Annotated in this window: 18 protein-coding genes and 2 tRNA genes; 11 read left to right on the forward strand and 9 right to left on the reverse strand. The window is 42.4% G+C overall.

Features of this window, described 5'->3' with window-relative positions; translation table 11 throughout:
• Positions 1-126: 126 nt before the first annotated feature.
• On the reverse strand, positions 127-516 hold the full coding sequence (locus OL444_RS05895) for a DUF3127 domain-containing protein (protein ID WP_264734155.1): 390 nt from the start codon (positions 514-516) through the stop codon (positions 127-129).
• A gap of 552 nt (positions 517-1068) precedes the next feature.
• On the opposite strand from OL444_RS05895, the gene dnaA reads away from it, so the two are divergent.
• A complete protein-coding gene (gene dnaA, locus OL444_RS05900) occupies positions 1069-2502 on the forward strand; it encodes a chromosomal replication initiator protein DnaA (RefSeq protein ID WP_264734154.1) in 1434 nt (477 codons plus the stop codon).
• A 338-nt stretch (positions 2503-2840) separates the two neighbouring features.
• Positions 2841-2929 (forward strand) — tRNA-Ser (locus tag OL444_RS05905).
• Between the two features lie 42 nt (positions 2930-2971).
• Here OL444_RS05905 and OL444_RS05910 read toward each other — a convergent pair.
• The gene (locus OL444_RS05910) at positions 2972-3703 is read right to left on the reverse strand and encodes a LytR/AlgR family response regulator transcription factor (RefSeq protein WP_264734153.1); all 732 of its coding nucleotides are present in this window, start codon (positions 3701-3703) and stop codon (positions 2972-2974) included.
• Complete coding sequence (locus OL444_RS05915) at positions 3700-4770, reverse strand: sensor histidine kinase (RefSeq protein WP_264752008.1); 1071 nt, start codon at positions 4768-4770, stop codon at positions 3700-3702. The genes OL444_RS05910 and OL444_RS05915 overlap by 4 nt, the downstream gene beginning before the upstream one ends.
• Before the next feature lie 342 nt (positions 4771-5112).
• Between OL444_RS05915 and OL444_RS05920 the strand changes: the two genes are divergently transcribed.
• A complete protein-coding gene (locus tag OL444_RS05920; RefSeq protein ID WP_264734151.1) occupies positions 5113-6336 on the forward strand; it encodes a serine hydrolase domain-containing protein in 1224 nt (407 codons plus the stop codon).
• Positions 6337-6347: 11 nt separating this feature from the next.
• Here the strand turns inward: OL444_RS05920 and OL444_RS05925 are convergent, their stop codons facing one another.
• Positions 6348-7193 (reverse strand): AraC family transcriptional regulator, encoded by an 846-nt coding sequence (locus OL444_RS05925; protein ID WP_264734150.1) that lies wholly within the window; start codon positions 7191-7193, stop codon positions 6348-6350.
• Between the two features lie 129 nt (positions 7194-7322).
• Between OL444_RS05925 and OL444_RS05930 the strand changes: the two genes are divergently transcribed.
• The gene (locus tag OL444_RS05930; RefSeq protein ID WP_264734149.1) at positions 7323-8297 is read left to right on the forward strand and encodes an NADP-dependent oxidoreductase; all 975 of its coding nucleotides are present in this window, start codon (positions 7323-7325) and stop codon (positions 8295-8297) included.
• A 245-nt stretch (positions 8298-8542) separates the two neighbouring features.
• Positions 8543-8616: transfer RNA gene (locus OL444_RS05935), tRNA-Pro, on the forward strand.
• 878 nt (positions 8617-9494) lie between these two features.
• On the opposite strand, the gene OL444_RS05940 is transcribed toward OL444_RS05935, so the two are convergent.
• Complete coding sequence (locus OL444_RS05940) at positions 9495-10022, reverse strand: DUF2004 domain-containing protein (RefSeq protein WP_264734148.1); 528 nt, start codon at positions 10020-10022, stop codon at positions 9495-9497.
• 351 nt (positions 10023-10373) lie between these two features.
• On the opposite strand from OL444_RS05940, the gene OL444_RS05945 reads away from it, so the two are divergent.
• The 5 genes from OL444_RS05945 (at position 10374) to OL444_RS05965 (ending at position 18766) form a co-directional block, all read left to right on the forward strand.
• Complete coding sequence (locus tag OL444_RS05945) at positions 10374-11030, forward strand: RNA polymerase sigma factor (protein WP_264734147.1); 657 nt, start codon at positions 10374-10376, stop codon at positions 11028-11030.
• A gap of 83 nt (positions 11031-11113) precedes the next feature.
• Positions 11114-12169, forward strand: a complete 1056-nt coding sequence (locus tag OL444_RS05950) for a FecR family protein (RefSeq protein ID WP_264734146.1) — start codon at positions 11114-11116, stop codon at positions 12167-12169.
• A 303-nt stretch (positions 12170-12472) separates the two neighbouring features.
• Positions 12473-15586 carry a TonB-dependent receptor gene (locus OL444_RS05955; protein WP_264734145.1) on the forward strand — a complete coding sequence of 1038 codons (3114 nt, stop codon included), beginning with the start codon at positions 12473-12475 and terminating at the stop codon, positions 15584-15586.
• 21 nt (positions 15587-15607) lie between these two features.
• Positions 15608-17050, forward strand: coding sequence for a hypothetical protein (locus tag OL444_RS05960; RefSeq protein WP_264734144.1), 1443 nt, complete (start codon positions 15608-15610; stop codon positions 17048-17050).
• A 720-nt stretch (positions 17051-17770) separates the two neighbouring features.
• The gene (locus OL444_RS05965; RefSeq protein ID WP_264734143.1) at positions 17771-18766 is read left to right on the forward strand and encodes a hypothetical protein; all 996 of its coding nucleotides are present in this window, start codon (positions 17771-17773) and stop codon (positions 18764-18766) included.
• 222 nt (positions 18767-18988) lie between these two features.
• Here OL444_RS05965 and OL444_RS05970 read toward each other — a convergent pair whose 3' ends face one another.
• Positions 18989-19681 (reverse strand): DUF1826 domain-containing protein, encoded by a 693-nt coding sequence (locus OL444_RS05970; RefSeq protein ID WP_264734142.1) that lies wholly within the window; start codon positions 19679-19681, stop codon positions 18989-18991.
• A gap of 258 nt (positions 19682-19939) precedes the next feature.
• Here OL444_RS05970 and OL444_RS05975 point away from each other — a divergent pair, with 258 nt between their 5' ends.
• On the forward strand, positions 19940-20746 hold the full coding sequence (locus OL444_RS05975) for an alpha/beta fold hydrolase (protein ID WP_264734141.1): 807 nt from the start codon (positions 19940-19942) through the stop codon (positions 20744-20746).
• A gap of 129 nt (positions 20747-20875) precedes the next feature.
• Here OL444_RS05975 and OL444_RS05980 read toward each other — a convergent pair whose 3' ends face one another.
• From OL444_RS05980 to aac(6'), 3 genes are all read right to left on the reverse strand, one after another.
• Positions 20876-21166 carry a hypothetical protein gene (locus OL444_RS05980; protein WP_264734140.1) on the reverse strand — a complete coding sequence of 97 codons (291 nt, stop codon included), beginning with the start codon at positions 21164-21166 and terminating at the stop codon, positions 20876-20878.
• Between the two features lie 116 nt (positions 21167-21282).
• Positions 21283-21870 carry a class I SAM-dependent methyltransferase gene (locus tag OL444_RS05985; protein ID WP_264734139.1) on the reverse strand — a complete coding sequence of 196 codons (588 nt, stop codon included), beginning with the start codon at positions 21868-21870 and terminating at the stop codon, positions 21283-21285.
• A gap of 57 nt (positions 21871-21927) precedes the next feature.
• Positions 21928-22368, reverse strand: a complete 441-nt coding sequence (gene aac(6'), locus OL444_RS05990) for an aminoglycoside 6'-N-acetyltransferase (protein WP_264734138.1) — start codon at positions 22366-22368, stop codon at positions 21928-21930.
• Positions 22369-22855 lie beyond the last annotated feature (487 nt).

Here is a 22855-nt window from a genome sequence, read left to right on the forward strand (position 1 = left end):
ATAAGTGAAATGCCGCAAGGAAAGGGTATACAACGATTAAAGCGAAGAAAAGGCAGTTGAGGGACTGCGCCAATCTTCGCTTTAATCGTTGTATACTTTCTGTTGACAGCTGTGCTGTCAGTGTAATTAGAAGGGTAAGTCGTCGCTGCCGTCGTTACCGCCGGTAGCCGGCATCTGAGGTGCGCCATAGTTAGGCATTGGATCTGCGCCGGTAGCCGGAGCTGCCATTACGGATTCCATACGCCATGCATCCAGGTTGGTGATGTAGTTTACCTTACCATCTTTTTCCCATCTGGTACCTTTGATATTGAAATAAACTTTAACGTTTTCACCCTCATTAAACCGGTCAACAATACCAGTGCGGTCTTGTACCGACTGAAATTTGATATAGTTGTTGATCACACGGCCGTTGATATCATCGGATTTTTCGATAACGAACTCTCTTGTCTTAAAAGTTTCGCTACGCTGTACCGTGTTGTACTTCACAATTAGCTTTCCGGTAATTTCAAAACTCATAGAAAAATTATTTTAAATTCAGAAGGACCAAAGATAAGGTATTCGACTAAGTGCGGGCAAATAATTTTTAATAATACCAGTGCGCGGGTATATAAATAAATAGTTTCATAATTACTAATTGTAAACACATTTTTTTAAATGGAGATACTAACATAGTTTTGCACCCTCTCCGGAAAAATTGTGAATATCTCCCGGTTTTTTCCGAAGTGGTTTTTTGCGATAAGGACGTGCAATATTATTTTATCAGGTATATATCCATATTTATGATAAAAAGGAGAATGAAAATGATAAAGATGCTGTTAATCAATCGTATTTATAGTACGGAAAAGCCTGCAACGTCTTGGCTGTAAAGCAATAGCAGCAGGGTAAAGAGGACGGTAGGTACACTGTAATCAGGGCAATATAAACAAGGGTAGATAAATTTTTTTTTTCAACATTTTCTACAGATATTCGTTGCCCTGTCTGAACATTTTTCAACATCCTGCGTTGAGGAATTTCGAATTCGAGAACTAAGCATCCTTAATTAAGAAACAACTAATTTTTTTTATCTCAATGAATAAAACTTGCGAACAAGTTTGGGAAAGGTGTCTTAATATAATTAGGGATATAGTGGAATGGCAGCCGTTTAAGACATGGTTTGAACCAATTAAACCCATTAAACTTGAAAACAATGTTTTAACCATCCAGGTCCCCAGCCAATTCTTTTATGAATACCTTGAGGAGCACTATGTGGGATTGTTAGGAAAAACGATTAAAAGAGAATTAGGTAAAGAAGCCCGGTTGGAATACCGCATTGTAGTAGAGAACGGTACACCACACCAGCATCCCAGAACGGTAAATATGCCCACGCAGTTTACAAAGCCTCAGAAAGACAATGAAGTAGATTTTCCGCTAACGATTCACAATCCGGTTAAAAATCCTTTCGTCATTCCAGGTATTAAGAGGGTGCAAATCGATTCACAGTTGAATCCGAATTATACGTTCGACGCGTATATTGAAGGAGACTGTAATCGTGTGGCGCGGCGTGCGGGTAAAACGGTGGCAGAAAAACCAGGAGGCACCTCCTTCAATCCGTTGGTTATATACGGTGGCGTAGGGCTGGGAAAAACCCACCTGGCGCAGGCTGTAGGCAACGACGTAAAACGTATACATCCGAATAAAGCGGTGTTGTATGTGAGCGCAGAAAAATTCATCAATCAGTTTATAGATCACTCTAAAAATAATATCATCAACGACTTTATTCACTTCTATCAACTGATAGATGTGTTGATTGTAGATGATATCCAATTCTTTGCCCGGGCAGAAAAAACACAGGATGCTTTTTTCGCCATCTTCAACCACTTGCATCAATCAGGAAAACAACTGATTCTTACCTCAGATAAAGCACCCAAAGATCTGGATGGCGTACAGGAACGACTGCTAAGCCGTTTCCGCTGGGGACTGAGCGCAGACATACAAATTCCTGACTTCGAAACCAGGATGGAAATTCTGGAAATGAAAATGCGCAACGATGGATTGGAAATGCCGAAAGAAGTAGTGAAATATGTAGCCTACAATATCCAGACAAACGTTCGTGAACTGGAAGGCGCACTCATTTCCCTGCTGGCGCAATCTTCTTTGAATCGCAAAGAAATTGACCTGGAACTGGCGAAGCGTGTATTGAAGTCTTTTGTAAAAACTTCTTCCAAAGAAATTACCATCGAAAGTATTCAGAAAATGGTTTGTGAATACTTTGATGTGCCTTACGATAAATTACTGCAAAAAACACGTAAACGTGAAATCGTACAGGCGCGTCAGATCACCATGTATCTGGCAAAATCATTTACCAAGAATTCATTGAAAACCATCGGTGAACATTTTGGCGGCAGGGATCACACCACAGTTATCCATAGCTGCCAGACCGTAAAAGACCTGATGGATACAGATAATAACTTCCGCGACAGTGTAATTGAGTTGCAGCAGAAAGTGCAACTGGCGGCCATGTAAAGCTTTACCCCTCAAAACCTCTTTTAAAAATGCCGCTCCTCCCCGATGAGCGGCATTTTTAATTATTAGGAATAACTTTCATTTGTACGAGAACCCTGCTCATGGCTGGTTAACCAGCTACCCTCCCCTCCGGATTCCGGCATTTTTTATTGTTTTTTTAAAATTTATCTGATAAGTATGATTTTTTTAGAATGGCTGTAACTCAGTGTGGATAAGGGTTGTGGTGTCTCATTATCTCTTCGTAAGGAATCTTTTTCCGAAATTTTTCCGAAAAAAAGGGAAATGCTTTTGGAGAATATAAAACTTTTCCTATTTTTGCAACCCCTTCAGGGAACTACGGTGAGGTGCCTGAGTGGCCGAAAGGAACGGTTTGCTAAACCGTCGTACGGGTTAAACTGTACCGAGGGTTCGAATCCCTCCCTCACCGCAGAAAAAAAGGAATCAGCATACGCTGATTCCTTTTTTGTTTTTAGACCTGTTTACTGATCAGGTGTTTCTTTACATACTGTTCAAAGAATGCCTTCCGGAAACTATTACCAATAGGCACTTCCGCCGACCCGATAAAAATAGTGTTGTTATCCAAGCTCGTAATCTGACTGATGTTAACGATATACGATTTACTCACCCGCACAAACAAAGGTTGTGGTAACTGCGCGTAAATAGTACGTAGGTTCATGCCCGTTATCACCTTTTCTTCCCGGTGATAGATAACTACATAATCTTTTAAACCTTCTATATACAGCAGTTCCCGGAGAAATATCTTATGATACCGGCGATCAGATTTTATGAAGATAAAATCATCATTGATCTGCGTGACGGTGTTTTCCTGTACCCGATGCATATGCAATAGCTGCAGGTAGTCATGGGCTTTTTTTACAGCCTGATAAAACCGTTCTTTAGACACAGGCTTTACCAGATAGTCGATCGCAGTTACTTCATAGCTATCGAGTGCGTAGGCAGCATAAGCTGTAATAAAGATGATCAGCGTTTCTTTTGGAATAGCGCGGGCCAGTTCCAGGCCAGTCATCTCCGGCATCCGGATATCCAGGAATATCAGGTCTACCTGATTCAGCGACAGGTATTCCATAGCGGATAAGGCGCTGTTAAAACAGCCCAGCAATTGCAGGCTGGTATCACCGGCGATTAGGTGGCTAATCCCCTGCCGGGCTAATGGTTCGTCGTCTACAATAATACAGTTCATAGTTGTATGCTCAGGTATATTTTATAACTATCTCCCTCGTCCGTGATGCGGAGGGCGTATTTGTCCGGATACAGCAGTTCCAGTCTGCGCCGGATATTGGCGAGGCCGATGCCGGCCGATTGCGTATGGTGGCCAGCCGGCCGTTTTTTGCAGGAATTGCTGCAGTGGAATGTCAGTACCCCGCTTTCATATCTGATGTGCAGGTGTACATAAGCTGCAGGATCATTGGCCGTGTTATGTTTGATGGCATTCTCCACAAAAGTGATAAACAATAACGGCGGTACCCACACCTGTCCGACAGGGCCGGTATGGATAAGCTGTATATCCAGGTAATCGCGCCTGATTTTTTCCAGGTACAGATAGTGATGCAGGAAAAGGACTTCCTGCTGCAACAGCACTAATTCCCGGTCGCCATCATACAGTTGATAACGTAAGAGGTCAGACAGTTTATGAATCACTTCCGATGCTTTTTCCGGATCTACCCTGATCAGTACATCTGTATTGTTTAGCATGTTGAACAGAAAGTGCGGATTGATCTGACTTTTCAGGTGAGCCAGTTCTATCTGCAACCGGGCGTTTTCCAGTTGGCTGATCCGGATGGTATCACGTACCCATTGCTGGAATAATTTCACCGCCGTAGCTGCACCAATAACCACAATGATGATAATCATGTAGGCAAAGAAGTCTTCCGGTGTATCGTGACTGATTACGGTACCAGGCAGCAGATAACCGGTCATCATGGGCTGCAACACATGCTGCAGGCCATAGGAGGCTGCTGCCAGTAATAAACAGCTCCCGAAATAATGCAGGGTCTTTTTCCGGAAAAGAAAAACAGGCATCAGCCAATACATATTGCAATAACCGATACCTGCCAGAAACAGGGTGGCAATGGTTTTAACCAGGTAAGCTGCTGCTGGCCGGAAGTCAGTGGTTTGTATCACCACCCATAACAACAATAAAATAAACAAATGCCTGTAGAGGCGTACGCGCGGGCTGCACAACAGAAATGGCAGCGGATTACGGAATGAATATTCCTGTTCGCCAGCGGCAGTGTAAACGGTATTCATCATGAAAAATTGGCCAGGCGATTGTGCGCTCCGGAGATAGCTAAAGGTGCTTAAATATTTTACGGCGATAGATTATTTTCTAGCAACTGCCGCATATTGTCTACTAACGTGAGGGTATGACCTGCTATTGTGCTACCGGGAAAAACAACCATCTCTTTCTTGTCAGGTGTATCAACGCTTTCCACGGTTTTGAGCTGCTGTTTACAGCCAGTGAATATTGTTTGAAAGGGATATCAGCTGGTATAAGTATAGTAATCCGGCAGGTTCCTATAAAAAGCAGATTCCCCCTTGTGATAGCGGCTAGTTTTGGCCTTCATTTTTATACACCTAAATCACATCTGTATGACACCGAAACCCATGCTACCCCAACGAGCGACGGATTATCTGCTGCATAGCTGCTATCTGTTGCTGCTCACCACCCTGATTATGACCGGCTGTAAAAAAACACAGGATCACCAGGATACCAAACCGGAAGAGACCAAAGATACACTGTCAGCTGCTTTCACGACAAAAGCCGGCGCCATCCGTGCCCGGTCAGAAATGCCTGGTTTATACCTGGGTGTACAGCGGAATGGTAAACTGTTGTATTCCCGTGGCTTTGGCTTTGCCGACGAAAAAAAGCAACGGGCCTTCACCGGACAAACCATTATGCCGGTAGCCTCTATCAGCAAAACATTACTGGGTATTGCGGTCATGAAAGCGATAGAAGAAGGCTACTTCGATATGGAAACACCTGTCAATGATATCCTGCCTTTTAAGGTCACGAATCCTCTTTACCCCGAACAGCCGATCCGGGTGAAACACCTCGCTACCCACACTTCCGGCATTCAGGATACGATGAGTGAAGAAGAGCCGGAACAGTTTACCTGGGGCAAGGTGCCGGGGCAAACATTACATGCTTTCCTGGAAGATTATTTTATTCCCGGCCGGCGACTGTATAAACCGGCTTCCTATCTGCCGGAAGCACCGGGAAAAAGTTATCATTACTCTAATGTGGCTACTTCCCTGCTGGCTTATCTGATTGAAATAAAAGCCGGAATGTCATACGCCATGTATGTACAGCAAAACATCTTTGAACCGCTGGAATTACGTACTGCACATTGGTATTACGATGATCGTAAAAGCAGCCAGTATGCAGATCTGTACATGCCTACGCCGATAAAACAATGGTTGCCTGTTTACAGTGGTATCCTCTATCCTGATGGTGGCTGGCGGGTTTCCGGAGAAGATATGATGCGATACCTCGATGAAATCATGAAAGGTTATTCCGGAGCAGGTAAGTTGTTGCGGGCAGATTCCTATCGCCAGCTGTTTACTCCGCAGTTTACCGCGACCGGATTTAAGCTGGGGATTTTCTGGTTCCTGACGCCGGATGGGCATATCGTCAACGGCGGTGATGACTATGGTATTGCAGGCGATATTGGTTTTGATCCCGGTACCAAATCAGCCTGGTTTATGCTCACCAATACATCAGTAGACAGAAGAGATAACAGTCGTTCGCCGCAGCTGCGGGATGATTATGTGGAAATGCGTAAGCTGCTGGTTGATTTTGCCAAACAGCCCTGATAGCAGTAGTGTCAGGCAGCCGTTGCTGCTTTCCTGATTTCCCGCATGCCTTTCCGGTAAAAACGTTTCATCATTTTATTGAGATGGCTGCTGTCGGTAAACCCCAGGTCATAGGCAATTTCCTTGAAAGGGATATCGGTATACAATGCTTTGGCTTCGGCTAGTTTCAGCTTGGAGCGCAGCACAAATTCCTGATAGGTTTCCTGGGCGTTGCGTTTGAAGTATTCGCTGAAATAGGTAGGTGCGATGTTGAATTGGCGGCACAGATACTGAGGACTGATCTGTTCTTCATCCAGCAGGTGATAATTGATATGCAGCAGCATTTCTGCGAAGCGGTTGCCTTCATATAGCTGCCGGTTAGGCATAGCGGCGGCTACATTGCGGACAATCAATTCCAGAATGATCACCATGGTGCTTTGTATAATCCGGTGGGTATGCGCATCTCTGCGCTGTTGTTCAAACCGCAGGAAATCCAGCAGCCGGATGATATGCGCTTTATCATCCGGATTGGTGATCAGATCGCCCGGCAGGCGGTTGTAGTTGCCCAGGATAAAATTGAGGCGGCAGAACCATTTGCCCAGATCAATGGCAGTATCCTGTTCTCCTGCGAAATAATTGGCCGTGAAACGGATGAACAGAAACGTGGTTTTTTTCTCAATTTCATAGGTATGGCAATCAGAAGCCGGCAGCAGAAAGATACTGTCTTTCCGATAAGCGGAACGGCTATAGTTGACACACTGCGCTCCTTCGCCATCGACAATATAAACCAGTTCGAAGTAGTTGTTGCCGCGGTTACGTTTTTCCCAGTATTCCAATTCTGTGAGCGTAATACTGAAAGGTGCATGTGTTGTTTCCATACCGTAAAATTAGGGAATAAACCAGCCGTATAAACGGGGTATCCCATCTGGTTACTGTTATTCCCTTTTGGATTACCAGTGGCGCAGGCCCTACTGCCATTACTTTTGCCAACATAAACAACGAAGTATATGAAAGCAATTATAGTGGAAAAACTGGATGGCAGCCATCCCCTGACGATATCAGAAACACCGGCGCCGATCATCGCACCGCATGAAGTATTGATCCGTAATAAAGCAATTGGCATTAATCCGGTAGATTATAAAACATTCGAGAACTATATCGCCTCCACAGGCGTACGTGCCAGCGCAGCGCCGGCCCTGGAAGGTATTTCTCCGCTGATATTGGGATGGGATATGGCTGGCGTGGTAACAGCCGTTGGCAGCGACGTCACTAAATTCAACGTGGGAGATGAAGTATTCGGGATGATTCATTTTCCGGGCCATGGCCGGGTATTTGCCGAATATGTAGCTGCACCGGCTACCCACCTTGCAAAGAAACCGGCACACCTCTCCTTTGAAGAAGCGGCAGCAGCTACGCTGGCGGCCTATACTGCCTGGCAGAATTTCAACTGGCATTATCCGCTGAAAAAAGGAGATCGTATACTCATTACTGCGCCGGCCGGAGGGGTCGGACATTATGCCGTGCAGCTGGCCCGGCATATGGGCGCGCATGTTATTGCCATTACTTCCGCAGCCAATGCCGAATGGGTAAAGGAACTGGGTGCTCACGAAGTACTGGACTATCAGACTTTTGACCTGGAAACAGCCGATAGCCTGCAGTTAAACCTGGTATTGGATAGTGGTGGCCGCATGTCGCCATTGGCATATGAAAAACACCTGTTGCCGGGTGGCACATTACTATTCCTGCCACATGGCCTGAGTCAGGAGTTGCAGCAACATTTCCGGGACAAAGGATTGGAGCTGCGCTATACGGCAGTAGCTTCAGATGAAAGCACCGGAGATGCCATTGCGCAGCTGCTGGCGGCCGGACATCTCCGGTCTGTTGTAGCAGAAGTATTTCCCTTTACAGCGATGAAAGCGGCTTTTGAGGCACAAAAGCAAGGAACAGCACGAGGGAAAATAGTCGTGCGCGTAACGGAATAACAGGCACGGATATACTGACTGATAAAGGGCGTCGCCAGTGGGGTCTCTTTTTTTTTGAAAATCTATTTTCGTCAAAATCCTTTTCCATAAAGGGTTTTGACGTTTTGTAACAGATATTTTTAAAAATAATGACAGAAATTTGTTTTTTTATCAAAACAATTCCTACATTTGCACTCCACAATTGAAGCAATGGATACGCCACAAGGGCATCCGCAAAAGCTAAAAACGTGGATGAGTACGGGTTTCGGGGCGTAGCGTAGCCCGGTATCGCGCCTGCTTTGGGAGCAGGAGGTCGCAGGTTCGAATCCTGCCGCCCCGACTTAATGAAAAAGCCTTACAGTGTAAACTGTAAGGCTTTTTTGTTTGTAAAAATGTTTGTTATCCTTTTAAGTACTTCTCTTTTTTTGCCAGAACAAATTGAAATATATTGTAGCTACTAATTACTACTTTTTAACTGGCTGCGCAAACGAAAGCATTTATTGATTTGGATTGGGCTGAGAGGAAGGGCTAGATGTTTTCCCTTTTTGTTCTTTTGCAGTCCTCCAAAAGGTATGTAAAGCTGTATTATCCTCCATCATTTTTCTGAGTCTTTCCCCGGGAGACTTGGAAAGCCAGATTTTAAGCTGCAATTGTTTTATATGATCAGGCGTGTCAGTCATATTTTAAAAGATTAAAGGTACTCAAGTTAAGCTGCATCTTGTATGGCATCTCTATCACAATAATACCCATTTTCAAAATTTGCAATAAAGCGGTCGATATCTTTAGATTCAAGATGTATGATAAAGTTAAAATCCCTTGTTGCTCTTGGTACGATGTATAAACTCATCGCCACACTACCTGAAAGCATATATGGGATATTGAGCTTATGGAGTATTGCTATTATTTTTTCGAAAAATGAAACCATATATAATTACAAGTTAGCTCTACTTCGTGTGAAGCAAATTTTTAATTAAATTATTGGATTTCATTTTTTATGATTTATAAAATGCCTCTATTGGGATTAAATTGGCAATGAAAAGGTTCGAACTGTGTCCAGTTATCCCGACTTAATGAAAAAGCCTTACAGTGTATACTGTAAGGCTTTTTTCGTTTGAGCTATTTTCACAATTTTAATTCTTCCTTAAATAATAATTTGGCTATCAAATAATGAGTAAGTTCGAAGTAAATACCGTTGTTATGTGGTTTTTGTTTCTGTTGTCAACTTTCCCAAGTTATATGGTCTAAGTCACCATTTTCCTTCGTTTTAACGACTAAAAGCTGATCACACGGTTCTCCATCAATATCTATTGAATAGTCAAAAACTCCGTAATAGTCAGTGCCATATTTTCCGTCAGGATAAAGTCCAATCCTAATCAATTTTAACTTGCTTAGAAGTTGTTGTTCCTTTGATTTGTCTTTGTCATCGTGGTCAATAATATTTCCCAGTTCATCTTCGTCAAGTTCGTCTAAGTAAAAGTTTATATAGTCAGCCGCTTCTCCGCCATCATTGAAATTTTTGTCAATTGACGATTTGTTCTGAATTTCTAAGGTAGGAATGTTGTCAAGAAATACTTTAATATTTACTGCTTGTTCTTCGCTTATGCTCTTGTTTTCAAAATTCAAGTCAAGGCGAAGCATCGTTCCGCTAAATGCAGTCTCAGCAGAATAATATTCCTGTAGTTGCGTCAAGTCAATTTGTCCAAAATGTGGTAAGTCGATATTCGCCATTTTCCGTTTGTCGTTCATTGTTGTTGTCTGTAAAATCACAGCTGACAGTAGCATTACTGTATCATGCTAATATATTCCTTTTCTCTAAAATATTTCAATTTAACAATAATCTATTGTGCTTTTTGTTTGCAGGTATTGCGCTAATAGAACTTACGTTTCCACTTAGTGAAAATCTTCGAAGCCGATTCCCTGTTTTAGTTTCGATGAAACCCTGTCCAGGATGTAAATGTTGCGCAAAAAATCACTTTGCACAATTTAGCGCCTTCCCAATTAAACGAGCCAATCAAAAGCATAAGCCTGCAACTAGCCCTTAACGTTAGCGTAACATGGATGGATTAATTTTGTATCCGCTCAATTTAATTTGTATTCATGGCTGTTGACCGTGTCATGCCAAAACATTACGAACCCAGTGATGAAACATTGCTGGAACGGATGCGTATGGGGGAAATGCCCGCATTTAACACTCTTTTTGAACGGCACAGCCGTCGGGGGGTGGAATTGGCTGCAACTATAGCAGCCGATCATTTTACAGCGGAAGAAATTGTATCGGACGTTTTTTTTAGCTTTTGGGTAAGAAGGCAGGAACTTCCGCCCATTTCCCTGTTTCAATCATATTTTTTCACCGCCATTCGCTATCGGGCCAAAACGGCCGCCCAATTCAGGAAAGTGGGGACAAAGATCGTTTCGCTGGATGATTATGAAACCCCGCCTCAGGATTCACCCGTAGATCCCTTCCAGCAGCTACATACCGCAGAACTGGCGGAAGCGTTGCATGGCCTTATTGAAAGGCTCCCTGTACAACGTAAACTTATCTTTAAACTCAGCCGCATTGACGGACTTTCCTACAAAGCTATTGCTGAGGTCTTACGTATATCGGAAAGCACGGTAAAGAACCAATTGGCAACTGCCATTAAAACACTACGAAACGACCTTTCCGTTTACCCCCTTCCCTTTTCAATGCTGCTTTGGTTATCCTGCTCACTTTACCGGCAGACTATTATTTTTCCTGAATTAATATTATGGTAACATTGGCCAATAGGCCGTTTATCCTGTAAAATGAGATATGTATATGGAGGCTCTTTAAGTCTATATACAAATACAGGATGAACATGGTTGATAAAAATGAGTTCTGGTTGCTGACCAGTAAATATCTGAGCGGTGAAATAAGCGAATACGAAAAGGACGAACTTTTCGGCATGCTGGAAAGTGCCCCTCTACTGAAGGAGGAATTTGAGGAAGCAAAAAAAATGTGGCAGCAAACGGCGGGCAGTGAGCCGGGATACAACAGTAGCCTTTTACACCGCACCCACCAGAAGATCAGGGATTATGAAGCGGGGAAACGGGAAGCCCCCTCATTGCCTCCTTTTGAACCCGCTATAAACACCCCGGTTTATACCTTGCCAGCCAACCGGAAAACCGGTTGGAAAAAATGGATGGCGGCTGCCGCTGTTCTTGCAGGCATCAGCCTTTATGCTTACTGGTTTTCTCAAAACAATCCAACCAGCCATAGTCCGGTACAATGGGCATCAATAGATGTATTACCTGGTCAGCAGCGAAAAATAATACTGGCAGATAGTTCCATTGTATATATCAATGCAGGTTCTCATATAGAATACCCGCTTTCTTTTTCCGATAGTATCCGGGAAATCCGTTTGGAGGGGGAGGCTTTCTTTAAGGTCACCAAAAATGCCAGTCAACCTTTTGTGGTGCATAGTGGGGCCTTACATACCAGGGTACTGGGAACCTCCTTTAACGTGCGGGCTTATAAAGGCGAAGAAATACAAAGCGTATTGGTAGCAACTGGTAAAGTACAGGTAAATACCAATGGAAAAGGACCGGATACACTGCTCCCCAATCACCTGCTTACCTATCATGTGCAGGAAAAAACAATTGCGGTCACTACTCAATCCTATGAAGCCATGGACTGGCAGCAAAACCGGATGGACTTTAATGATATATCCTTTAAAGACCTGGCGGCCGAGCTGGGCAGGCGTTACGGAAAAACATTGGTGTTTAACAACCCTGAAATGAAAAGTTGCCGCTACAGGGCCATCTTTAATGATCTTCCACTAGAGAAAATATTACAGCAGTTGAGCCTGACCAATGGGTTCAGCTATACCACTAAAAGTGACAGTATTTACCTGAATGGGAAGGGCTGTGAGTAAACAATTATTTCATCATTTAAAAATATGGCATCAACAGCAGTACATGGAAACATAGACAACCAAAAAGTAAAAAAAACCGGAACCACGAAGGCTCCGGCATTACTGTGATAACGGCCGGTGAATTTTGGAAGAACGAACCGGCGCATCATTTAAAGTATATCAACACACCTGAAGGTGTATTAACGCGCTAAAAATATGACAAAATTGACATTTGCCGGAAGGTCCGTATTTATAATAGCTATTTTCTGTATGCTGTTTGGCTTGTTGGCACAAGCTCAATCATCCGGTAAAATAAGTCTGGACATGACAAATGCGCCGCTCACCACTGTGTTAGCGGCTATTGAAAAACAAACCGGTACCCCTTTTATTTACAACCGGCAGCAGGTAGAGAAAGTGGTAGTGGCCCATGCCTCCTATCGGCAGAAAAGTCTTGCGGAAGTATTGAACCATCTGCTAGGCCAGTACCAGTTTGGGTACAAGTTGGAAGGTGGCAATATTATACTTTTCCCACAAGTAAAAAGAGAAGAGAAGAATCCTGCTGCTAACACTGGCAAAGTAACCGGAAAGATCATTGATGAAGAAAACGGGCAGCCCATGCCAGGAGCTACCATCCGAATCGGTAATAAGGGCATTACTTCCGGCATAGATGGTTCTTTCAGTGTTTCCTTACCCAAAGGCAGCTACACGGCTGCGGTTAGTTATCTAGGCTATGGTACTAAAGAAGTGAATAGAATTGAAGTAAAAGACAATGAAACTTTCCTGCTCAATATTACCCTGAAAGGAGAGAAAGGGCAACTGGCCGGTGTGGTGGTAAAGGCATCCGCCAAAAAGGAGGGGGTAGCCGCATTATATGCCCAGCAAAAAGCCAGCATATCGATGACAGATGGTGTCTCGGCTGTCCAGATAGGGCGAACTGCCGATAATAACGTTGCCCAGGCATTGCGCCGTATGCCGGGTGTAACAATCAGTGAAGGAAAATTTGTTACTATCCGCGGCCTTAGCGAACGTTATAACAACGTAAAACTTAACGGAGCTGAAATGCCCTCCACGGAACCTAACCGCAAGAACTTTTCTTTCGATGTGATCCCGACAGCACTGGTTGACAATATCGTTGTGGCAAAAACCTTTATCCCGGAAATGTCCGCAGAATTTGCCGGAGGTTCAGTTAGCGTAAACACACTTTCCATTCCCACTAAGAAGTTTCTGACCCTGGGCCTCGGTACTGGTTTTAATACGAACAGCACGGGTAAAGACTTCTGGGGAGGTAAGCGCTACCGTTCGGATTTTCAGTTGGGTAATGCGAAAGAACGCTACTGGTTCGGACGGGATTGGAATCCACGGTGGTATAGCGACATCACTGCCGGAGATGCTTACAATACACCACCCAATAGATTTAAGAACCTGGGTGCAGCTAATCAAATGAATGCAAAGGTTCCCAACCACTGGAATCTTTACCGGTACACAGGTGCTCCTACCCAGAATTATTCGATCAGCGCAGGCATTCCTATTACGGTAAAGAAAAATCGTTTGGGTATTGTTGCCGGTGCCAATTACCGTCATGAAGAGCTAACAGAAGATTATGGTTCGGACACTGAACTCGATCCCGATAACGAACAATATAATAATGACGAAAATTTCACCAAGCTTTATGCCTCCAAAAGATTCAGTTTTATAACAGGTGTGAGTGTACTGGGCAATATAGGTTGGCAAAACGGCGGCAATAAAATCACTTGGAAGAATATGTACAATAACCGCTTTGTGAATAGCAGTTATTATCAACAGTCCCGCAAAGAGAATGAAACCAAGAACATTACTTTTTTCAATGACCCACGCCGTACGCAGGTTTTGCAAACCCGTCTGGAGGGATCACATAAGGTTTTACATGACCGGGTTAATTTTTCCTGGTATGCCGATTACAATGATTTAACCAGGGAACAACTGGATGAGCGCAATATAAGGGGGGATGTTATTAACGGAGAGAATGATAATGGATATAATTCCTTCGTGTCCTGGGGTTATCTGGGAGTAACGGATGGAGGGTATTCCCATATCTTCAGGGGCAAACTAAGCGAAAAGAAAAAGAATTATGGTGCAGATGTAGAAGTGCCATTTACAATACTGGGTAATTTGCAAAAGATCAAGGCTGGCTACCAGGGTAGTTTCCGTGACGCCCGCTACACACAAAGTGTTTTAAATGTTGGTATTAATAAGCCAGGGAATAAAAACACCACATCCCTGGAGGATCTCCTTACACCAGAAAAATTCCTGGACTCTTCCTATTATTATATGGGATATTTAAGCGTACAGATGCCAAATGCAGTGGAAGACTATTATAATGGATCACTGGATATAAGATCTTCTTTCATCCAGGGTGATTTTAGCTTCTTTAACAAACTACATGTTTCCGGAGGTGTGCGCCGCGAGGATTCTCGTTTTTTTACAGACGGAGTGCAATTGGACATTGGTAACAGTAGATTTATTGACTCTTCCCGTATAGACAATGAGATCAACTGGTATCCATCGGCCAGTGTGATCTATAACCTCACCAGCAAACTCAATCTGCGGGGTAGTTATTCCAAAACCATTTCCCGCTTCGATTTCCGGGAGCTGTCTTCCTCTACTTACTTCGACATTGCACAGAATATGAAAACCTATGGTACCGACTCCCTTCGTAATACCTATATCAAGAATTATGATTTGCGGATGGAATGGTATCCATCACCGGACGAGATTATTAGTATCACCGGTTTTGTGAAGCAGTTTACGGATCCTATTGAATTGAATGTCAGTATGCGTGCAGGCAGATTAGTCGCCAGGCCTATGAACCTGAAATCTGCTACCGGAAAAGGGCTTGAACTGAACGTGCGTAAATCCCTCGGATTCATCAACTCTGCTCCCAAATGGTTGAAAAATATCTATGTTTCAGGTAACGCCATGTATATGAAAATGAACGTGGAATATCAGCAGGAAGAAGGGTATGGTAAAGATTCAGTGCGTAACCGGCCGTTGCAGGATCTCGTGCCTTATTCCATCAACGCCGCGCTTAGCTATGAAGGAGGCCGTTTTGGAGCCTCCGTCAATTATGGAACTACAGGCCGCAAGCTTACCCGGTCTTCTATCACTGAATTTGAGGATGAATACCTGGCTCCCAGGCATGTTGTAGACCTTCAACTGAGTGCCCGCTTTCTGAAGAACAGAATGCTGGTGAAAGCCAACATAAGCGATCTGCTGGCGCAGCCTTTTATTATTTATAGAAATATGGGATTCAAACACCCTATAAAGGGTTGGCTTACAGACCAGCAGGATTACTTTAAACCCTATACCGATGATATGGACTATAACAGTGGGAAAGACTGGGTGAACCGCAAGTACAAAAGAGGATCCAGCTACTCTTTGTCTATAAGTTATAATTTTTAAAGGCCCCAAAACAGATTTAAGATGAAAAGATTAATAATATATTTACTCGTACTGCTGATCACAGGCTGTGCAAAAGATTACAACGGCCTGTACGACCAGGATTTTATCCAGTTTAGTATTAAGATCGATTATTCCTCGCCTAATTATGAATATGAGGCGCGGTTCGGTGATGTGACATATAAAATAGTAAAGACCAGCCCTTTATCTACTGACAATCCAGGTATTTCCAAGTCTATGTTGGACGCGAATGGTGCTGTAAATGGAGACTTGGTGATAACACCCATCTATCTTGGAGTGCGACAAAAGCCAGTCGTATTTAATGTGATCATCAAAGCCGGGACTGAACTGCGTTTTCGCCAGGCCTTGGGTGACGAGTTGCGGATGATAAGCAAACCGGAAGACGAGGAGCGTTATATAAGCTTCTCTTTTCAACAAATGACAGACTGGAGTAAGTACTTTGCTCCAATGGTCACATTCAATGGTGAATTGATCCAGACATTTGGTATTAACTATATTCCTAAAGATAAAAGGACCGGAACGTTTCGTTTTTATCAGGCCCGGGGCAATAACCTGAACAGGTATGAAGGAAAATTCGATACCAGTATCCAGGAGCCGGAGAATGTTATACCAAATTTTACCATTGCCGGGAATGAAACTTTTATGCTGGCCAAACCGATAGGTTCGCCTATGTTGATCTGGAATGATGAAATAGTTAATCAATACACCACGCTGAATGTAAGGGTCGTTTACGGCAGCGCAAGTGGTACCAACTGGTACTATACCTATAAAAATGATTGGATGTCGCCTAATTATGATAATTATGTATTGAAGAACAACCTTTCTGATACATTACGATTGTATAAAATAATCAACAATGATAAAGATACTACGCTTGCCCGAGTAATTCCGGGGCCATTTAAGGAAGGACAAACGGTCGATTTTATTATGAATGGCGACGAAATGATTCCCAACACATACACTGGGGCAGAGCCTACCAACCGTTCAAATGTCTTCTTAAAAATGGGCTATAAGAGAGCTACTCAGGGAACCCTGACAACTACAGCAGTTAAAGTAAAAGTTTACCTTGCCAAAGAAGATGCAAACATCGGAATGCATAAGGTAAAACTGCTCAAAGAGGTAGAAATTAACAGCCCATCAGCAAATGGTGCAGTGGTGTATGCTGACCCTTTTGAAACGAATATGATGGATGTGGTTCCGACAGGAACCCCCGAGCCGGGCGAAGATGTAATTTTGGAATATATCCCCAATTATATAGTTGAAGTAACAGATGCTGCTAACGGAATACTTTTAACGAGCCGCACCCTCAATGTAATCTCATATTTTAAAATGAAAAATCCAAACATGCCTGTTTGGCCTCTTGCGCTGAATTATAAGTTGCTGAATTTTATTATCGAGGGAAGCAATGGAGATATTGCCATTGCTTACGGGAGCGGAGCCTGGTAATACCTGGGCCGACAAAGGAGCAATCTCTGTTTTTATTATGCTTCTTATGGTCCGTGGTTAAAGAATATAGTGGCTCAATTACCAGCCATTCACCCCTACGCCGTTGCCGGTGTTAAGTGCAAACTTCACCGGCAACTTTCCTGCATGCTAAAACCGGTTAAAATCCAATATCCTTTTTATTGTAGTTGCGAGTTATCTTGAAAAGGCCCGTAAAAGAGATGTTGGCAACTATCAATATATACAGCCACCCAAATAGCTTAACGGAACAGCATCGTATTAATACTATCTTATTTCCTGTACTATCCTGAAGCTTTATTTAGTGCCGAAATCTCAGAAAGGGCTTAATTCAGTTTATAAGTTTAAAAACCATTGTTACCGCTTGCAAAAATTATTTAAGTAAATTTCATTGCTTTTTAACGGTACTTTAAATAACACGATCCTTTATCGTAAAATATCAATTTGTATTGTTAGCGTTCGTGTTTTACTCCGCTTATTTTGAAAATAATTACAGGGATGTATGTATTGCAAAACGAATGCAGTACCAGGGTATACCTTGCGGGGGTAATAGTATAAAGGTAATTTTCAGTGTACTGGAAATTGATACTATTATATTTTGTAAGCCGAAGAAAAACTATATATAACCCTTTATTTGTTTACCCGTTTATGAGTTGTTTTTCTTCCGGATAATTATCCCGTTTCTTCTTCCTCAAATAAAATAACATGAAAACTATCTATTGTTTAAAATTAATACTCTTATTTTTTGCCTTTTTTACGTTTAGCGGATGCCGTAAAGATGCAAAAGAAATTCCTCCGGTAACTGCCGATAATCAGCAAAACGAACCTGTAGTTGAGCATGGTCGTCTCTATTTTTCTTCACAGGAAAGTTTCAACAGTTATATCAGGACAATATTCAATAAAAAAGTAACCGACAAAGAAGGTTTTACCTCGTTGGCTACCAGGATAAACACCGTTATCCAAAATCAAAAAAACGGCGCTTTACCAGATGAAATCAAAGATTTCAGAGATTTTGGTTTCCCACAGGAATTCCTTTTTACATTAAATGGAAAGGGTGAGGTAAGGATTGGAAATGATATCATTTGGTATCATGGAGGTAGAAAATACCTGATTCCTATCTCAAATGAAAATAGCCTGGAAGAAATCAAACAACAGCCATCTGCCATTACTACATCCTTCGATACCAGAGTGGTGAAATTAGGTACCATCAATCCTTTGGGTAAGATAGATCTGGGACTGAGTGGAGTTGATTCACGTCATATAAAGGAATTTTATTTGTGGGGAAATACACTCTGCCGGTTTGTACATGAAGTGGCTACCTTCTATGAAAATACAGGTGGTAATAACTGGACAGCATATCTGGTATTGCGGATTAAAATGGAGTGGAAGGACTGTTGTAAGTGGAATCCTGCTACTACCATCCGGGACGTGAAAATCGATGTGAGTGGTACTGCGAATCTTTATAATGGAGTCGGCACGATACCAGCTGCGGGTACCTATATTTTAGGACCTGACATAACGCTTAATGAGACGGAAGTGGTAAGTAATGATTATACGATTACTTTATCTGCTATCAATGGAAGTGGGGCTCTGCTGAGTGGCAGCCATTGGGCACTCCGGTTGCAGGGGACGATCTTCCATTATGCACAAAATGACTATAACTATAATGCATGGACTAATGCTGGTACTCCTTTATGGTAAACAGCGAACTTGAACAATGAACTTTTATTAAATCTTCCATAAAAAGTTTGAACCCTATCCGGTTGCCCGATCTTGAACTAAAAAAAACTCCAGGTTATTTGACTTGGAGTTTTTTTTCGAAATATACGGGTACATTTTTACATAATATGGCTTAGCTGTCAAAGTATAGAGGTCAATATTTTTTGTGTTTAGACGGATCGTCTTGCTATGCAGGATTGCTGTTCAGCAGATCAGCAACAACCTATGCTGGCCGGATTTTTCATTTGGTGCACGGTGAATACAAGGAGGAACCTTACTTTGAGGATGATCAACCGCCAACCGCCATAGTTGACCAAGACCTAACGTTATTGGATGTGCATCAGGTGTTGCCTGATAGTGCAGATCAAAGAAATGTTCACTTAAGAATGACGCAAAACCTTCCGCTGCTCCATGATATAATTTTTTGAGCTCATCACGTATTTCCGGAATAAGTATTTTCTGTTTGGCTTGTGCATTGGGCAATATTTCACTGGAATCTCCATAGTAGGTGCATAAAAAGGTATCGGTTGGTATGGGAGAGCGATCTACATGAAAGGAGTAAACATCGGTCGGGAAAAATGTATCATCCCGGTCATAGTATTTAATCACATTAAGCACTGGCGATGCGCCATGTGCTTCCAATAGCTGCCAGTCATTTAAAAGCATTTCCCGGGCAAGTTGTCCTTGTTCGCTCAGCTGAAGTGCGAGCAGCTCCTCTTGTTCAATCGTCGTTATATTGCCACTTAGCGCTACTTTACTAACAATCTCAGAGAAATCACCTGTCAGATTACGGGTCCAGCCAATCGCATTTACTGCTCCCTCAAATGGTGTAGCAACAAGGTCCTGGAAATTCGTGACATAGCGAATGTGTTGCTCAGCAGGAGATAAATCTATCATAATAGTTAATATAAAATCATTTGACAACGAAGTACGGGAATCGTAGCTCCCCGCACCTGTTATATAAATATAGCCAATGATAACTAGAAAACAGCCATCAAACCTAATGCAAAGGTCATGATTCCCTTGCACGTATTTTATTTATAAAATTTGAACTACTGGAATAGCTGGTATGAAGTTGAACATTTCTTAACATTACCTGTATCTGAATGATGATTTATAATGATTTTATTTGTGTAAAAAAATATGTATAATCCTATGCTGCTCCTGGTAAGCCTCTTTTTTCTCACATTCGGCAGAAAAGATGACACCTCAAAAGTTGCCTTTAAAGAAAGTGTTGTGCAGTTAAGTACCCATAAATTGGCAACTTATTCCATTGAGTCAAATAGTAAGTATCTGGTTGTTTTTGAATCAGGGCTTGGTGATGATCATTCTGTATGGAAATTTAAGAAAGTTGTGAAGGATATTAGTGCTACAATGGACGTGGTAGTTTATGATCGGGCTGGCTATGGTAAATCTACCATTGATAATACACCACGGGATATCAATAGACTTAGCATTGAACTCGCATCAGTCGTAAATAAATATGCTAAAGATAGAAAAGTGATATTGGTAGGACATTCTTTAGGAGGGATGGTTATCAGGGATTTTGCTATTAAGCATCCTGATATAGTTGCCGGTGTATTATTCATTGATCCTTCACATGAAAATTATAATCATCCTGAACAGGCAGTGGAGGATATGATTTATAACGCCTTTAATAGTAGTAAGGGAGCCGATTTTGGAGGAACAAAGGAAGCCAGAGAATTAATTGAAGACGCTGCGTATATGGCGGCGCTACCTAATATGCCCAATGTTCCGGTGGTTGTGCTGTCAAGTATGAAAACTGATGCCAGGCATTCGGCCATCGATAGACAAAATTGGTATAATGCGCACGAATTATTTAAAAATGGTGTTACCGACTTTACGCATGTCACTACTACAAAATCAGGGCATTATATCATGATAGACGAGCCTCGTCTTGTAATTGATAACTTAAATCTGTTGGTTGCGAAGTTACCATAAAACTGTTGTCAGCCTGACTTAATGAAGCCTTACCGTCATGTGTAAGGCTTTTTTTTTGAAGCTGTTGGTAAGCTGACTGGTATTGCGTTCCGCTCCTGATAGAAAGGTTGCAGGTTAGCATGCTGTGACCTATTCACCTGATTCCCATAAATGCCAATTCGCTGCTACGCATTTGTATTGATCTGGTAAAAGTCTGACCGCTTGCTCAACATCTGGATAAACGCCATCTTGAATAGTTTCCCAGCTTTCATTGCAACTAAAGCGATAAACAGTTTTTGATCCTTCATATTGACAGATAGCAAGTCCATATATTTCCTCCTTTTCTGTACCGTCCTCACTACGCATGATGCCGAAAGGTTGTAATCCGGACCAGGCCCATTTAATGACTTTCGCACGGTCTATATATTTCGGTGGTTTCATACTTTATGTTTTTACTAAAAAGATATTAATAAACAGCTGCTTTAAAAACGTTGAAAGGTTATAGCGGGTATAGATAATGCTTAAATCCCGCTTCCCTGGTGTCTTGCGAGTGACTGTTAAGCCGGCCGGCTGGCGCCGAAATAATGATTCTTCCCTTCATCTTCGAACTCGCTCATGATAGACAATCCCGCGGCAGTCATTAGCTCGCTGTATTGTAGTCCTCCTAATGATCTGGAGAATTGCCCAGTCATAACATCCTTCCATTCTACTTTGTCGAGAGGAGCCGTGAATAACAATTTTCCGCCAGGGTTTAGTGCTGCTGCCATTTTAGCGATGAGCGCCCGCTGGTTTTCTTCGGAGAGTAGAAAAACCAGTCCTACTGCGATAATACCATCAAAGGAGCGGTTAAAAAAAGCAGATTGCTCCACCGATTCGCAGGCAGCAGGTACCTGGGGGAAATGCTGTCGGAAGGTGTCAATCATGGTTGGAGATGCATCCAATGCATACGCAGTTAATGCTTCCTCCAGCAATATTTTCGTGACGGGAATACCCGTGCTGCATCCAATATCCAGTATCACGTTACCCTTGTTAAAGGTGCGGGCCCAGGCCCGGACAGTGGATGAGCCAATACCATTAACTTCTTGCCCCCGGCCTTTGATATATATTGTAGCTATACTTTCGTAACCATTTGATTCGTCTGCCATAGATCAGATTTTTTTTAAAAAATAACCTGTTTTAGTTGCTGGTTAAATCGTGTGTTTTCAAATGTTCTTTACAAAACAAACGATCCGGTTTGCCTCTGTAAAGCCATTCTTTTGATGAAACGAAATGCTGGCGGTGTTCCCTGATTCAGTATCGGATGCTAAGTACTTACTGCCTTTTTGTTGCCCCCATTCCGTAGCAAGGTCAATTAATTTTTTACCAATGCCCAGGTGCCGATATGCTGCTTTTACATACATGCCTTCTATATAGGCAACGGGAGATTCATCTGTGCCTTCCACATAATCAAATCGCAGGGCAAGATGAATAAAGGCGATGTAGTTTTCGTTTTCTTTAATCAGGTAGCAGATTTCTTTTTCTTCATGCTCCAGAATAGTTTTACAATTTTCCAGTTCTTCGGGAAAGGAGTTATCCGGCCATAATTCCGTCATTAACAGTGCGAGAAAAGGGAGGTTGTCAATCGTTATTTTTTCAATCAGCATTGGTATTTATTTTGGAAGATAAAGATAGCAGATGCCGGAGATGTAATCTATACTTTTGATAAAGTATAAAGATCGGAGATATACCTGAATATTTATTTGCAGATATGGCATCCCCTGGAATAAAAGAGGCATGGGATATTCACCTATACCTTCACTTTTGGTAAGTACTGGTTTGTACTTTGGAAGGTTATCTTCAAACGGAGGATTTGAAAAGAATGGATACTTTTTTATGAACAAATATAGGGAATCGGGTGCTCTATCTGGAACGATGCAGCCCCTGATAAAGTATATATTATTGAATAAAGGCCTGATATTTTAATATAGCTGCTGCATGAGGATGTATCAAAAGCAATCTGAAGGCCTGATAATTGGATAAACGAAAAAGGTACCCGAATAAATCAGGTGAAAATTGCTTTTGAGACACCCTCTTTTATTTTTAAAAATTTATCCCCATCATGCTGGCTGACAGGAACCTAATGTTGGTCCG

Origin of the sequence: Chitinophaga nivalis (assembly GCF_025989125.1) — a bacterium.
Taxonomy (GTDB): domain Bacteria; phylum Bacteroidota; class Bacteroidia; order Chitinophagales; family Chitinophagaceae; genus Chitinophaga; species Chitinophaga nivalis.